The sequence below is a fragment of the Shewanella sp. UCD-KL21 genome (genome assembly GCF_001957135.1).
Lineage (GTDB): Bacteria > Pseudomonadota > Gammaproteobacteria > Enterobacterales > Shewanellaceae > Shewanella.
In genome coordinates, this window is sequence record NZ_MPHK01000030.1 from 1 (window position 1) to 15,531 (window position 15,531).

The window sequence follows — 15,531 nt, forward strand, 5'->3', positions numbered from 1 at the left end:
GATAAGAACATGAACTTTCTTTGCACTGCTGCATCATTTACGGTGGCCATTAGATCACGTGGTTTCGTCGTCTTGTGCCAACTCACCTCTAGCCTACGCCTCATATGATGTTCTTGTTCATCAGCTCGCAAATTTGCTAGCGGCTTCCTCTGGACAAAACCTCGCGGATAAGCCCTTGCCATTCGCTAGTAGTTAACGTTTAATAACAGTATGTTATTCTCTTTAAGAAAGAGTAACGGTGACCTTCCTACAGAGGACTTTCACCTCATTAGTTCATGCCCATGCTGGGCGTACACAAGTTGCTTAAACGGACAAAAAACAGCTGGCTTTTGCTCGTTCCTCGCTAATTTTAGCCAGCTATTTTATTGCCGCTTAGCAAAGCGTTAGGTAACACAAATGGATTTGCAGAATTACGACAGGTTGAAACTAAAATACAAATTGTACTTTGCTATTATTACGCTTTCAGCATTTGCTCTTTCGCTTTATCCGACTTGGTATATTATTTCTGAAGTCGCCTCTTTTATAAATTTTGATATAGATGCGCCTGTAAGAAAGCAAGATAATCACTTGGTCTTTTTGGCTGGTAGCTTCATTTTATTTGTAGTTAACTTGGTTATTGTTAGCATTGTTTTAACGTATATTATTTGTAAATTTAAAAAGTGGTCTAAACAACAAGCAATAGATTACTTTTTTCACTATAAGAACCTACCAATGCATTGGCTTAAGCGGTAAAGTGTTACCTAACAAGCTAATAAATAAGGACAAAAAACAGTTGGCTGTTTTCGTTCCTCAACATTTTAGCCAACAATTTTTTGCCCATTATTAGGGCGTTAGCAGCCAGTGAGAATTTAATATGTCATCTGTTCCTGAGAAAGATTGGAAATTGTTTCGTAAGCTACAAGTCGAATTAACAGCCAATGCTTGCGAGTTGGTATTTAAGCAAGTTGATAATATAGCCAATCATCGAGTTGGCAAAGAGCATCAATCATATTTAGATTTGTATCGTTTGATCGAAGTTGAAGATTCCAAAATAGCTGAAATGTTTAACAACCCAACTCGAAACAATGTGTTGTTGAAAATTGTTGCTTTAAAAAATCATGGTGTTTTGAGTGATGAACAGCTTCACCTGTTCAGTGAAGAAACGCAAGAATTTGTGAGTCGTATGCTCAGCTAGGGTTGAACTGCTAACAGATAAGGATAGGCCGCGCGTAGCCGCGTCCTTATCCCAAGTGTACTCCCTATTTTGGATCATAAGCCCGAGTGATACCTTTATAGTGTAAATATCGGCGTAAGAGCTTACGCTTTTTAGGTGTGTGCTGAGCAGTAACATTTTTCACTAGCCGCATCTATCCCCTAGCATCGCCAGCTGATTTCGTTACCTATAAATATCAATACCTTAGCACCTCCTTATACTTTTCTTGTTCCGCATCTTAAGTGTTAACTTTTTAATCCTTGCGCTTAAACAGTGGCGTTAGGTGCCGTTGGTTTTTGCCTAATAAAGTTTGTCAGTCGCGCATGCTTATTTCTGTGTACTCCCATAAATATCATCGGTTGTCGACAGCATGGGCAAGGTCGTATCGCTTGAGTTTTTGTGGTGTTTTCGAGCGGCGTTAACACCGTCCCTGCAACGGCTAGCATCAAGCGTATTCGTTGCCGTAGCTTGGCTGCACTTCCTCTCAACAAACCATAATCTCTGACTCGTCTTAATCCTTTAGGTAGTACGTGCTGCAGGACTAGCCAGAGAAATTTTGTAACTGGTAAGGTGCGGATCTCAGTGGTGTTGGTCTGGCTATTTTGATACTCAAAGCTGACTTGTCCATTGATATCACTAATGATATTTTTATCAGGCAGTACGCCACGATAAAGATAGCGAGATAAGTACTTGAGCGCAGGCAGCCCTTTGCCCACATGCTGGCAGTCTACAACCCACTTTTTTGGGATAGCGGTTGGTAGCTTGATGTTGAGTTTATCTGTCAGTTGCGCTAGCAATCGTGCTCGCCAGACTTTGGCCAGGTTAAAGGCGTTGAACAGGTATTTACCCTTGTTCTTTTGCCACTGTTTTTTATGTTTATCGAAACTGCCTGCCGGAATGATGAAGTGAATGTGCGGGTGAAAGTCACGCCTTCGGTTGTGGGTATGCAGTACGCCCGTAAACCCCATTTCACCGCCCAGTTGTTTGGCGTTTTTAGCAAAGTCTTTTAGCACGCTTGCTGCCACCGAGAACATGGCTTGATACATCAACTCTGGTTGATGTTTAGTGATGCCTCGTAGTTCATAAGGCAAGGTGAACGTCACCATGTAATACTTTACAGGCAGGAGTTTAGCTTGCTGTTTGTTGAGCCAATCTTCAGTGGTGTTGTGCTGGCATTGTGGGCAACTGCGATGACCACATGACAGCGGGAAATCAGCAGTATGAGCGCAACCCTGACATGCCCATTGGCTGGTTCGCTCAGTGTTGCTGCGACAATTTAACATGGCGAAAATAGCTTGGCGCATGGAAGATGTAATGTGACCATCATAAGCTTGATTAAAGGTATCAAGGTGGTCGCGCAAAAGCTCGATGAACGTCATAGGTCACACTCCCACTTGAGTACCAAATTATCAGTAAGCTGGTTAACGGATAGAGCCGTATTTTTTCGCGTGATAGTGGTGAGGCGGGTATAACGGGCGGTGGTGTTTAGGCTGTTGTGGCCGAGCAGACTTTGCACTGAGCGCAAATCTAACCCTTGCTCTAACAGATGAGTGGCGTAGCTGTGGCGCAGGTTATGTGGGCTAATGGACTTGTGAATATTGCACTCACGGATAACCCGTTTTAGCGCTTTTTCCTTTTGATTTTAAAGTAAGTTCCACCTTTATCTATCAATGAGTCTGGCTGGCTACCTTTACCGCCTTTAGCGTTACGAATGTGCACTTGCATCATCTGTGAATCGATATCGCCAACCTGTAATGAAATGGCTTCACCAAGACGTAATCCCATACTGTATAAGGTGAGAAAACACACTTGATATCGCAGCTATGGGTAAGGCTAATGACGATAGAGACTCAGCAGGCGTGAGAATGTCGGGCAGTCTATGGACTTGCGGTGGCTTAACAATATTAAGCTACTTCCATTGCTGGTTAAGGACGTGACGATAGACTTATTTACAAGTGAATGTGTAACCCATTACGGTCGAGTTTCACGGTGCTCCATGAATGTGACTTAATCAAGCTGGCAAAGTAGCGCTTTTAGTCATCGGTAGAAAGGTTATCAGGACATGCATCGAAATAAGCACTAATGCGCCTGACAGCGCGGCTTCGTTCAACAAGAGCATTAATGATAAATCACAATCAATACGAATTATCGTACAGCTTATAATCTGCATATTAGTTCTGATCTGTAATCTCATCACATCATCTATTGGTAATATCTGCATGACAATTGGTAATAACAATTCTTGTAAGTTGGTAATGCATCAAGGTCGCTGACTAACTTTGTTCTGTTATTTAGTAATGTTGTCATATCCATTGGTAGTGAATATAAAAACTATTCAACAATAATAGCTCGGTTTTTCTGTAAGCTATTGTTTATTTTGTTTCTTTTTATTATTTAAAAAATGTGTCAAGCCAATACGATAGCTTTTTTTACGCCCTAGTTACTACCAATTTTAGTTTTTGGTAATGCTTGCGGCGCTATTTTGGTTGACAATGATATATTGTGGTGGTTATATTTTGTTTAACACAAAGTTACAGCTGTAAATGAATTGTTAAGTGCGCGGCTGTGTTGGGTAAGTTATGTATGATTCTATGCGTAGCAATTAATCATAGCTCTTTGATCATATACAACAAAGAGTTCTGCTTCTTTTTACAACGAAATTAGATAATTTTTGGTGTTAATAAGAAGCAAAGTCTTACCTATTTTTATTACGTTTTTCAGGGTTGGCTAAGTTCATATGAAGGTGCGCCACTGTATGTTGCGTATATAGGTATTCTAAATAAGCTTTGAAAATAGTTAAGCCGAACATTACACGAACATATTCAACAAAGAGATCGTGAATGATAAAGGATTTCAATATCAACACATATGAATTTTACCGACATTTTCAAAAGAAAATGTGTGACGTTTACGCTGTGCTATTTTTTGCTTTAGCAGTTTTTAGCGCATCACTCAATGCTCAGGAAATTGAGGCAAATACGCTTATTCCTAAGTCACACACTAGCCTTGCTGAAGGTGTTTTACTGGGGGATTTGTCAAAACTCGATCCGCTTAAAAAGCCAGGTGAAAATTTTGACTTACTCGATTGGTCGTTAACGTTGCCAACCGATCTCAACGAAGATAAAAAAGCTGATACCGTCTATGAGAAATCATTAGATAAAGGCTTTAACTTAAGGCCATTTTTTTATACAGCAGATGATGGTGGCTTGGTATTCGCTTGCCCAAACGTAGGTGCCAAGACCTCAAAAAATACAAAATATGCGAGAACCGAACTACGTGAAATGCTTCGTAGAGGTAATGTTCGAATTAAAACTCGTGGCCTGACTAAAAATAACTGGGTTTTCAGCAATTCGCATGGTTCGGCGAAAGCTAAGTCTGGGGGGGTTGAAGGTAGTTTGGAAGGGACTTTGGCAATAAACCGAGTATCTACCACAGGTGATAAAAAAAAGGTTGGACGCGTGGTCATCGGGCAAATTCACGCCACTGATGACGAACCTATTCGTTTATATTACCGAAAATTACCAGCCAACTCGAAAGGGGCTATTTATTTTGCCCATGAAATAAATGATGGTGATGACATTTGGATAAATATGATTGGCTCACGTTCGCATACTTTGTCAGACCCTGATGACGGAATCGCCTTAAACGAAAAATTCTCTTATAAAATTTCCGTCGAAGATGAAGTGTTGTTCGTCACTATAATCAGGGAAGGTAAGCCTAATATTACTAAGTACTACGATATGAAAGATAGTGGTTATAGTGCTAGTAACCAGTATATGTACTTTAAAGCGGGTGTTTATAATCAAAACAATGAGGGCGCTGATGGTGATTATGTGCAAGCCACTTTCTATCATATCCAAAACATGCATAAAGGGTATAAATTTTAGCGCGGTCAACACATCAATTTAAAATTCGTAACTCGTAACTATAATTATTGGTTATATTTTTATTTAAATTAATAGGTTAAAAGTTTTGTTTGGGTTTTGTCTATTGAAATTAATATAACTCTATTTTAAATATAAGAATTTAATGGCAGTAACCTGCTTGCAATAATAAGTATAAGAATTTAATGGCGGTAACTGCAATAGTAAATATAAGAATTTAATGGCAGTCACTTGCTTGCAATAATAAATATAAGAATCTAATGGCAGTAACCTGCTTGCAATAATAAATATACCAATAAATGGCATTAACATGCTTATTAAAATACTAAGGGGAAGTACGGTATGTCGACGAAACTAAGTAAAAAAACAAAACCCATCCATAAAATAGGGAAGTTCAAGCTTTCACCTATAGCAAAATGGATGAAGCTTGCTGCATTCACTTCTGTAACCAGTTCTTTTGCATTTTCAGCAATAGCACAAGAAGCCGAAACTGAAAATCTAGAGAAAGTTGATAATGATATAGAAGTTGTTGAAGTTATTGGTACACGTAGAACAATTCAAGATCAAATTGCAATAAAGCGAGAATCTACCACTGTTGTTGACGGTTTATCTGCTTCAGATATTGGCGATTTACCTGCACTTTCAATTGGTGAGGCGCTAGAAACATTAACGGGTGCATCATCTCACCGTGAAAATGGTGGTGCTACTGAGATCAGTATTCGTGGTTTAGGCCCATTCTTAAGTGCCACTAACATCAATGGCCGTGAAGCGACCAATGGTAGTGGTGACCGTTCAGTTAACTTTTCTCAGTTCCCATCAGAGTTGATGCAGAAAGTAGCTATTTATAAAACACAAGACGCTTCCATGATTGAAGGTGGGGTTGCCGGTGTTATTACCCTGGAGACACTTAAGCCTTTAGATTTTGGCAAGCAACGTTTTCAGGCTGAAGTAAAAGGTAACTACAACCCAGACCAAGCAAACGTTGACAATTCACTTCAAGATGATTTGGGCTACCGTGGAACACTAAGTTATGTTGATCAATTTGAGTTTGATAACGGTCAAGCATTTGGTTTGAGTGTCGGTTTTCAACGTCAAGATATTAGTCAGCCAGAAGCTGAATATAGAAGCTCAAGCCCAACGGGTTCATCTTTGTGGGCATGTTTGAATGATCCAACCGATACTTCTACCGGTTTTTTCCGTGATACAGCTGGAGATTGTGAAGATCCAGGTAACCAAGGTTATAATAATGCTATTGATCCAGAAACAGGTCTTGCAGTAGATGATGGCAGAGAATACGCATGGACTGGCTCAAGCCGAAGCTTCCGTCAAAATGAAACATCCGATGAAAGAGACGCTTTATTCTTTGCTCTACAATACCAACCCTCAAATAAATGGGATATCAATTTTGACGCGCAAATTTCAGATCGTACCCAAGCAGAAGCGCGTCATGATTTAATTTTCTTACAAAAGCGCGTTACACCGGGTGTAACGGGACAAAATCTGATCACCAACGATGTTGGCGGTATTCTACATTGGGAAGGTGAAGAACGCATCGAGTCTGCGGGCGAGCAATTTTCGCGTGAAGAAAACTATCGTGGATATGGCTTGAACGTTGAACATTTTTTCTCTGATGATCTAAAGATTAGTGTTGACCTTGGCTATTCTAAAACCAGCCGTGAAGAACTACAAATAACAAACCGAGGAAGAACGAGCTCTCGTCCTTTCTTATCTTGGGATTTAGGTGAATATATTCCTCATTTCACAGTGACTGATTTTGATGTGACTGATATTTCCAATTTTACAGATAGCCTTCGTACTCGTATCGACAGAGAAAATGTCCGCGACAACGAAATTATGGGTGCACGCCTTGATATTGATTATATTCTAGACGGTGATTTTTTTAGTAGCGTTCAAGCTGGCGTTCGCGTTTCTGAGCTAACATTTGTTCAATTTGGTGGCACGAACGGTAATGGCTCAAGAACTACATATAATTTAGATGAATCTGCAACATCGGCCATCGATGTACTTGAAGGTTGCCAAATAGCCTTCCCTGAGACTGATTTTTTATCCAGTGTTTCTGACGGTGATATTATCACCCATGTTGACAGTTCAGGTAATGTTGTAGAAAGCGGTACAGGCGCTTCGTGGGCAACTTACAATAACGAGTGTTTCTCTCAAGCAGTAGCAGCATCACAAGGCGGCGAATTCGCATACCCAGAGGTTACATACGAGAATGCGGGTACTATTGACGTAACAGAACAAACTACCTCTGCTTACGCCATGCTTAATTACGACACTGAAATGTTTGGTAAATATATTCGTGGTAACTTTGGTGTTCGTGTAGTGGATACTGACGTTACCTCTATTGGCTTTAGAGAAGGCTTCGACGTTGTCACTGATCCGGCGACAGGTATTGTCGAATTGGTACCAAACGGAAGTATTGAAAAGATTGTTGGTGGTGGTGATTACACTGAAGTACTACCAAGCTTTAACTTAGTCGTTGATTATGATGACAATATTCTCCTAAGGGCCGGTATTTACCGAGGTATGTCACGTGCAGATCCATCAGATCTAAGTTATAGCCGCACATTCGTAACCGATGACTCGGATGACCCTGAATCAGTTGAAGACTTGTTGGTTGGTGTTAATGGTTCAGGTAACCCTGATCTTCAACCATTAATGTCATGGAACTATGACGCTGCTGTTGAATGGTATCCAAGCGATGACTCTATGGTAGCGCTAGGTGTTTACTATAAGCAATTCAATGGCGGTTACCAACAGCAAACACAGTTAGAGAATTTTATCGTTGACGGTGTGGAAGTTTCTTTACCTATTACTAATTCAGTCACTACTGACGACAAAAGTGACCTTTATGGTTTTGAAGCGACATTCTCGTATCGTTGGGATTTGGGCGTTGGTGTGAAGCTTGGTTATAACTATGCAGATACAAGCTATGAGTTTGAAGACAGTAACTACGGTAATACCTTTACTACTGGTTTAGATGGTGTTGTTACTCAGGAAACCGTAGGTATTGTTCCTCCTGCTTCAGTACCTGGATTTTCTGAGCATGTATTCAATGGACAGATTTACTACCAAATAGGCGGTTTTGATACTGCGCTTATCTACAAGTATCGTAGTGAATACTTCCAACCATATACTTCTAATGGCACAAGACTGCGTTATGTTGATGAGGCAGGTATTTGGGAAGCTCGTGCTGCTTACAAAATCAATCAACACATTCGTATTAAAGTTTCAGCAATTAACTTGTTCAGTGAGCCTCGCAGTGATGACTTCTATACCCAAGGTAACTTGGGTCAAGTAAGTGATTACGGTCCTCGCCTGTTCGCAGGTGTCAGCTTTAAGTACTAGCCAAGTCTAGTACTTAAATAAAACAAGCTAAATTTGGAAAAAGAATCTTTTTGGAGTCATAAAAATGAATAATAAATCTCTTATACCGCTCATTATTGCGACAGGCCTATTAGGTTGTGGCGGCGATGACGGTGCTGAACTAGATGGAAATACTCGCGGTAGTATAGCAATAACCGGAAGCAATTTTATCGCTGGCGAAACAATCTCTGCAGCAGCTACTGATGCTGACGGAATTCAAGCAGACACCATTACCTATGTTTGGTCAACAGGTACTATTGGCACATCTTACACAATTACTGAAGCTGACGAAGGCACAGTTATTTCTGTTTCTGCTAATTATACCGATAATGCAGGCTTTACCGAAGGTGTTGGTGCATCTACACCTGTTATCAACCCAACCTTAAATGTTTCAGCTAGCATTATTAAGGGCCCTATTGATGGTGCAACTTGTGACATATTTAAAGTTGATGATAGTGGTGCTGCGGTTCTTCCTGAGCAAGGCACTGCAACCTCTGACACTTCAGGTGGCGTTACTTTTATCGACGTACACTTCGAAGGTGCGGGTTTAATTGCATGTACTGGCGGTACTTATACGGACGAATCAACAGGTTTAACTTTAGATGCTCCTCAACTAAGATCTGTAGTGAATGTAGTTGAAAATATTATTGAGACTGATGATGAGGGTATGGAAACCATACTACCACCACCTACCTATGTTGTTTCTCCTTTAACCGAAATGGCTGTTCAAAACGCGGGTAGTGATTTAAACCAGTTTGATGACGCAGCTGAAATAATTAATGCTCGTTTTGGTATTCGTTTTGATACAACAGAAGTGCTTCCTACTTTAGTTGGTACTGTTGAACTTGGTGCTGAAGATGCTGATAGATATGGTTCTGTGCTAGCGCTACTATCACAAGTTGATGCAGACAACGCAGACGCAGATTTATCTACCGTTATGGAAGATCTTGCTAGTGACGTCGCAGATGGTTCTTTTTCTGAAGAGTCTTTAGTTACACTTGAGACAGCACAAATTAATTTGCAAACTACTTCACAAGTTGCTAGTTCTGTTGATGAGGCGTTACTTGATGTAATTGGAGCCGCTGTTGGTTATAACAATGACCCTGTTGCAGCAATCATCGAAGGTGAATTTGGCGGTACTGTTCAACATACTGCTATTAATCCATTAACTGGTTCACTAACCATTATTGATCCAAACTTTGAAGAAGATGCTTTTGTTGCTCAAACTGATGTGGCACTTGATTATGGTACATTTAGTATCAGTGCCAACGGTAGCTGGTCTTACACGGTTAACACTGCAAATGATACTTTAGCGAGCCTTGAACTAGGTGACTCTGTAAGTGATTCAATCACTATCGCTTCTATTGATGGTACCACTGCTGAAATTAATATTCGTGTTGCTTCGCTTACTCAAGTTGTAAAAATAAGCGATACAGGCGGCGATACGGGTGAGATTAGATTTACCGTTGATAACCTTCGTCAAGGTAAGCTGAGTGCATCTATATCTAAAGAGGTTGCGCTTGGTAGTGATGGAAATATTAAAGATGCTTACATTACGCTTTATGGCTCATCTGGTAGTTCTAGTGAGTCGCTTATAGATTTGCGTATTCAAGGAACTCAAATTCAAGACGACGGCACTGTAATTGAACCTCGTTTCTTTGTTCGAAATACTGACAGTGACGCTTACCCTGGCAATATAATCACTGCACCATTTGTTGAAGAGCAGTTTTATGATGTAGAAATCACATGGGACTTAGATCAAGCAGATCAAATCACCGTGACTATTGATGGTGAAGTGATTGGTGGAGGTTCATTCTCTACTGCGGCAGTTGTTGACTTTGATTATACAGGCTTAGACCAGTGGTTCGCTGATGGTGTTAAAGCTATCCAATTTAGATTCGGTGATAATGATAGAACGATTCCTTTCGGTTCTTTCTATGCTGATAACATTGAAGTATTTTCTGATACCGCTGGCACTGCAAGCGTCTTTTCAGATGACTTTGAAGGTTATGATGCAGGTGAAACGTTAGATGGTACAGACAGCAAGTATGGCTTAGCCATTTACGCTGAAGTGTCTGTATTTGATGCAGGTGACGGCTCTGAAGAACCTACACCAGCAGTATTCTTTGATTTAACTGGAAGAATTGCAAGTGATGAGGCAACGGCAACAGGTGCTGTAAGTGTACTTGACCCAGATGATGGCGAAGCTTTTATTGTTCAGACAACCTTAATGGGTACTTACGGTACTTTAGCAATATTAGACGATGGCTCATGGACCTATACACTTGATACTGCAGATGCCACCATTGCAGCACTTGTTGTGGGTGAAAGTGAACTCGATACATTTACTATTGAATCTTATGATGGTACTACCGCTGAATTAGCAATCACAATTACAGGCACAGTTGTTGTTGCTACAGGCGATAACAATGTTGCCAGAATGGCTGATTCAACCACAACAGCTGATGCTGAATTACGTTTAACAACGGATCCTCTTGCTGAAGGTTCTATTTCTACAACCATTAAGATACAAGCAATTGCTGGCTTCACTGCTACGCCAGATGTTTCTGAAGATAATACCGCTTACATCAGTATTTACGGCGGCTCTGCTTCTTCAAGTAACCTAACCGGTGAAATTGTCTTTAGTAATGGCGCTGTTAAATATCGTGATGCAGAAAAATCTCAACAAACCATTGACGGCTTAACTTATTTTGATGATACCGATATTGATGTTGTTATCGGTTGGACAGCAACAGGTTATTCACTTTCAATTGATGGTGGCACAACGTTCTACGGTCCTTATGAAGCAATCAATACAGGTACAGCGACAGAGACGTATCAAATTCGTATTGGTAGCTCTTCGAAAGAGTCAGCAAAAGAATTACTAGCTGATGATGTCGTCATTGCTGATGAAACCGATATGGCAGTGCTATCTGAAGACTTCGAGATTTATGCTGACGGTGAAGATTTAAGCACAATGTATTCTAGTTCTGCTGAAGCAACCGTTAAGACCATAGTGGGAAGTAGTGTAAATAAAGTTGCCCGAATGGCTGATACATCACTAGACGCTGACGCTGAGTTACGTTTAACTACGGACGGAATTACTGAAGGCTCAATTTCTGCAACCATTAAGCTACAAGCCATTGCTGACTTCACTGCTACACCAGATGTTAGCGAAGATAATACTGCTTATATTAGTATTTATGGTGGCTCTGCCTCTTCAAGTAACCTAACGGGCGAAATTGTCTTTAGTAATGATGGTAGTGTTAAATATCGTGATTCATCTAAATCGCAGCAAGTCATTGATGGCTTAACGCATGCAAATGATACCGATATTGATGTAGTGCTTGAATGGACTGCAACAGGTTATTCGCTTTCAATTGATGGTGGCACAACCTTCTACGGTCCTTATGAAGCAATCAATACAGGTACAGCGACACAAACGTATCAAATACGTATTGGTAGCTCTTCGAAAGAGTCAGCAAAAGAGTTATTAGCTGATGATATCGTGATTGCTGATGCAACAGATACGGCGGTTCTATCTGAGGACTTCGAAAGTTATGCTGTGGGTGACGATCTAAGTACGACTTACTCTAGTTCTGCCGAAGCAACAGTGCAAGAAGACTAATCAACTTGCAGTTGTAAATTAATGTTTTAAACAATGTGTTAAAAATGCCGCTTATTGATAGCGGCATTTTTTGTACTTATTTTGTAGACCAAACTGTGCTATTTGAATGCGACTTTCGCTCTTTTAAAAGTGATAAATAGCAAACAAAGTATCTATTTTTTCCTCTTTAACTTTTTCGTCTTTAGCGAGTTTTTTAAATATCCAGCTATAAGCATTTTAACAAATAGGTGAATGAAAATAACAGATTTTAGATCAAGCTTTTAGAGTGCTTGAGGTAATTCAATGAAAGGCAACCATACAATAAAGAGACCTTTATGCCGTACCTGAAAGATCGGCCAAAATTGTTACCTGATCAGTATTAGATAATGACTTAGTTGTAATGTGTACTTAATATTTTTGTCCCAGTTTATTCTAGCAATCAATGCGGTGATAATAACATTTACTTTTGAAGTGTGTGTATTGGGGGCGTTTGAGATTATGATGCATCATGCTAATACTCACCGTATAATGCCAACCTATACAGTTTTGACGATTAAAAGCCATTTTATGCCAACTATTAACCCAACGGGTTTACTAGCACCTGCTGATACGAGTGAAATTCATCAGCATTTCAAAATATTTAAACCGTATGGTTTTTTAAGCCAGTTTGTACCTGAAACCCGTAAGAAGAAACATCTACTTGGTGAGTTATTTAACTTTCCTGATAAAACCATGGCCATAGGTCGGTTAGATCATGACTCAGAAGGGCTATTATTACTCACCACTGATGGCATGATGAGTCATCAGATCAGAAGTAAAGGAATAGAGAAAGAATACTATGTACAGGTGGATGGTGATATTACGCCTGAGGCGATGTCATTACTGCAAAATGGAGTTGAGATTGGTATCAATGGCGCTAAGTACTTAACCTTACCTTGTAAGGCGTTCAAGTTAGCGCAAGAACCGCTATTGCCATCACGTGGCCGCAAAATTCGTGATCCCAGACATGGGCCAACAAGTTGGATTTCTATTACCCTTTGTGAAGGTAAAAATCGTCAGATCAGAAAAATGACTGCAGCCGTAGGCTTTGCCACCTTAAGGCTAGTTAGAGTGAGAATTGGCGATATTCATATTGATAATATGGCTGCTGGTGATGTTATTTCGCTAATTAGTTTTGATGCTGCTCTTAGTTAATAGAATACAGGTGCTTAGAGCTCTCTTGTTGCCGCAGCGCTGTCTTTTTAAGTTACAGGAGAATCACTGAAAGACTAAAAAGCCAATGGCTTGGTAAACACACCTAAGTAATCCAGTAAGTTAGCTGTTGTGTAGCATTAATGACTTGCAATCCCTGCATAAATTTACTGGCTTTAGCATGATTGAATACAGCAATGTGATGGTGTAACCCTTCGAGTCATTTGATGATATTAACAATCCAACAATCCAACAATCCAACAATCCAACAATCCAACAATCCAACAATCCAACAATCCAACAATCCAACAATCCAACAGTGCAACAATCCAACAGTGCAACAATCCAACAGTGCAACAATGCAACAGTCTCATTATTTTAATGCCAATAAAAATTGCTCAATATTAGGCGTGTTTTTTCAATGTTAATGATAAATACATTATTTGATTTGATAGTGCTGTGTATTAATTAACCTTTGTTGGTTTTTCTTTCATGAATTGATAATTATAAACGAACAGGTTTCTATCAATGTAGAAATATTATAACTTGTATAAGTTATGTACAAATATCATTTGTTTTATAAATGTACATAAATGGGGGCTTACTTGATTGTTTTTGTTTAAGTGTATGGTTGGGGGCTTGTTTTTTTGTAAGTATCAAAGTTTTGTTTTTTGTTTAATTAAATATATAGACTCAAGAAAAGGTTAGTTTAATTAACAATTACGTCTAGATGTGATTGATGTTAAATAAATGAAGATCGAAGTAAGGGGTGTTTTTGTGATATTAATCGTAAGTTTTTACTTGCTATGGGTATGTGACTTGCTTAACATCGGTGTGTTGATATTGAAGGGTTTTTATAAAAAATAGTCGAAGTAAATGTTGCTAAGTTTAAGTGTAAATACATTTTGTAATCATATGGCATTTTAATAATGGTTATTTCGTATAGCATTGCGGCTTTAATGAGCAACCTTAATTGCTTGTGTTAATAAGTTGTGAGCAGCTAACTGAATGTTTCAAGCTTCATTCATTTCAAAGACTTTTGGATGTTAATTCGTTGTTGCGTATTTAGTGTGGCAGCGTTAGATGTTCTTCCTGCCGATAAATCAACCTCACATAAATAATTATTAAACCAGAATTCAACCTATTGCGAAGGGGTTGGAATTTACTAATGGAAATAAATGCGATGCTTAGAAGAACAACCGTTGCAATCGCCTTAGCCTCTTTATTTTGTGTGAATGCTGCAAGTGCAGTCACATTAAAAGAAGGAGACAATGGAGATTATATTCGCCTATTTGGTGAAGTGGGTGTAGGGGGTCATTTTGCTACTAATTCAGATTATAACCATGATGAATTTTACGATACAAAAGGCTATGTCGATGATAGTTTTGCCACCTTGGGTGTAGCAGGGCAGAATAAAAACTTTATCTACCGATTAGAACTGGATTATCAGCGTAGAAACTGGCTTGGTGGTGATGGCGAGTTTGAACTGGCAATCGACAAAATGTTTGTTGGTTATATGTTTGACGACAATCACTGGATTGAAGTTGGCTTAACAGATACTGCTTTTGATGAATATGATCATTTTGGTGACTTTACTTTCAATAAAGCGGTAGAAACCGGTGAGGCCGGTGATCAAGAAAATACCATTAAATATGAAGCTAAGTTTGAAAACTTGGTTTATGGCGTTTCTTATTCCTATGAAGGTAAACACAAAAATGGCTCTTTACAGGGTGACATTGCAAATGGCTATGTTGGCTGGATGTCAGATTTTGTTTCTGTAGTCGTGGGTGTTGAAGGCCGTGGTGGCTCAGAAGGGATCTCTAAGTATGGTGAGCAAATGCTCGTTGGCCTAGGTATTCGTGCTCAAATTACCTCAGATTTTGCTCTAGGATTCAATACCTTTTTAGAAGATGAAGACTTAGCGACTCGTAAAAGTGGCGATACGTACCTTGCTTACGAAACGTTCCGCAACTATGGCATGACGTTAAGTGGTAAATACGATCTGAATGAGTCTTGGGAAATTATCGCTTCAGCAAATCATGAGCAATATGAAGGCTGGGATGTAGAAGGCCCTAACTTCGACTATAACGAACTTCCTGCCGAATTTGGTAAAGACCGCCAATGGGCAAGTCTAGGTTTCAACTACCGTCCAGCAAGAGACATCGTTGTGTCAGTTGAAGGCCGAGTTGGCGAAGCACCAGAAGCTGCATATGCCTATGTGCGCATGTATTTCTAATTTCATTCCAAGATAAACAATTATCGAGTTTACT

The 15,531-nt window shown here is 39.7% G+C and carries 10 protein-coding genes; 7 read left to right on the top strand and 3 right to left on the bottom strand.

The window, feature by feature from the left end; genetic code table 11:
• The first annotated feature begins 396 nt into the window (after positions 1–396).
• Together BM739_RS18605 and BM739_RS18610 are read left to right on the top strand one after the other, a co-directional pair.
• Positions 397–732 (top strand): hypothetical protein, encoded by a 336-nt coding sequence (locus BM739_RS18605; protein ID WP_076543130.1) that lies wholly within the window; start codon positions 397–399, stop codon positions 730–732.
• Between the two features lie 121 nt (positions 733–853).
• Positions 854–1,174, top strand: coding sequence for a hypothetical protein (locus BM739_RS18610; protein WP_076543131.1), 321 nt, complete (start codon positions 854–856; stop codon positions 1,172–1,174).
• A gap of 284 nt (positions 1,175–1,458) precedes the next feature.
• Here BM739_RS18610 and BM739_RS18615 read toward each other — a convergent pair whose 3' ends face one another.
• Genes BM739_RS18615 through BM739_RS20585 form a run of 3 tightly spaced genes read right to left on the bottom strand, consistent with a single transcriptional unit; the run spans position 1,459 to position 3,001 of the window.
• Positions 1,459–2,571: an IS91 family transposase gene (locus BM739_RS18615; RefSeq protein WP_076543132.1), complete on the bottom strand. Its 1,113-nt coding sequence runs from the start codon at positions 2,569–2,571 to the stop codon at positions 1,459–1,461.
• Positions 2,568–2,804 carry a tyrosine-type recombinase/integrase gene (locus BM739_RS20580; protein ID WP_368483162.1) on the bottom strand — a complete coding sequence of 79 codons (237 nt, stop codon included), beginning with the start codon at positions 2,802–2,804 and terminating at the stop codon, positions 2,568–2,570. Before BM739_RS20580 ends, BM739_RS18615 begins: the two co-directional genes overlap by 4 nt.
• An 8-nt stretch (positions 2,805–2,812) precedes the next feature.
• A complete protein-coding gene (locus BM739_RS20585; RefSeq protein ID WP_254843589.1) occupies positions 2,813–3,001 on the bottom strand; it encodes a hypothetical protein in 189 nt (62 codons plus the stop codon).
• Positions 3,002–4,032: 1,031 nt separating this feature from the next.
• Here BM739_RS20585 and BM739_RS18625 point away from each other — a divergent pair.
• From BM739_RS18625 to BM739_RS18650, 5 genes are all read left to right on the top strand, one after another.
• Positions 4,033–5,079, top strand: a complete 1,047-nt coding sequence (locus BM739_RS18625; protein WP_254843590.1) for a polysaccharide lyase family 7 protein — start codon at positions 4,033–4,035, stop codon at positions 5,077–5,079.
• 339 nt (positions 5,080–5,418) lie between these two features.
• Positions 5,419–8,445, top strand: coding sequence for a TonB-dependent receptor (locus BM739_RS18635; protein WP_076543134.1), 3,027 nt, complete (start codon positions 5,419–5,421; stop codon positions 8,443–8,445).
• 64 nt (positions 8,446–8,509) lie between these two features.
• Positions 8,510–12,091: a VCBS domain-containing protein gene (locus BM739_RS18640; protein WP_076543135.1), complete on the top strand. Its 3,582-nt coding sequence runs from the start codon at positions 8,510–8,512 to the stop codon at positions 12,089–12,091.
• Between the two features lie 546 nt (positions 12,092–12,637).
• Entirely contained in the window at positions 12,638–13,264 is a 627-nt protein-coding gene (locus BM739_RS18645; RefSeq protein ID WP_076543151.1) for a pseudouridine synthase, read from the top strand.
• 1,165 nt (positions 13,265–14,429) lie between these two features.
• Positions 14,430–15,497, top strand: coding sequence for a porin (locus BM739_RS18650; protein ID WP_254843591.1), 1,068 nt, complete (start codon positions 14,430–14,432; stop codon positions 15,495–15,497).
• Positions 15,498–15,531 lie beyond the last annotated feature (34 nt).

What these genes read in the sequence shown, in the direction of transcription:
- BM739_RS18610 (WP_076543131.1), top strand. Translation starts at nt 854, where the DNA reads ATGTCATCTGTTCCTGAGAAAGATTGGAAATTGTTTCGTAAGCTACAA.
- BM739_RS18635 (WP_076543134.1), top strand. Translation starts at nt 5,419, where the DNA reads ATGTCGACGAAACTAAGTAAAAAAACAAAACCCATCCATAAAATAGGG.
- BM739_RS18615 (WP_076543132.1), bottom strand. Translation starts at nt 2,571, where the DNA reads ATGACGTTCATCGAGCTTTTGCGCGACCACCTTGATACCTTTAATCAA.
- BM739_RS18650 (WP_254843591.1), top strand. Translation starts at nt 14,430, where the DNA reads ATGGAAATAAATGCGATGCTTAGAAGAACAACCGTTGCAATCGCCTTA.
- BM739_RS18605 (WP_076543130.1), top strand. Translation starts at nt 397, where the DNA reads ATGGATTTGCAGAATTACGACAGGTTGAAACTAAAATACAAATTGTAC.
- BM739_RS18625 (WP_254843590.1), top strand. Translation starts at nt 4,033, where the DNA reads ATGATAAAGGATTTCAATATCAACACATATGAATTTTACCGACATTTT.
- BM739_RS18645 (WP_076543151.1), top strand. Translation starts at nt 12,638, where the DNA reads ATGCCAACTATTAACCCAACGGGTTTACTAGCACCTGCTGATACGAGT.
- BM739_RS18640 (WP_076543135.1), top strand. Translation starts at nt 8,510, where the DNA reads ATGAATAATAAATCTCTTATACCGCTCATTATTGCGACAGGCCTATTA.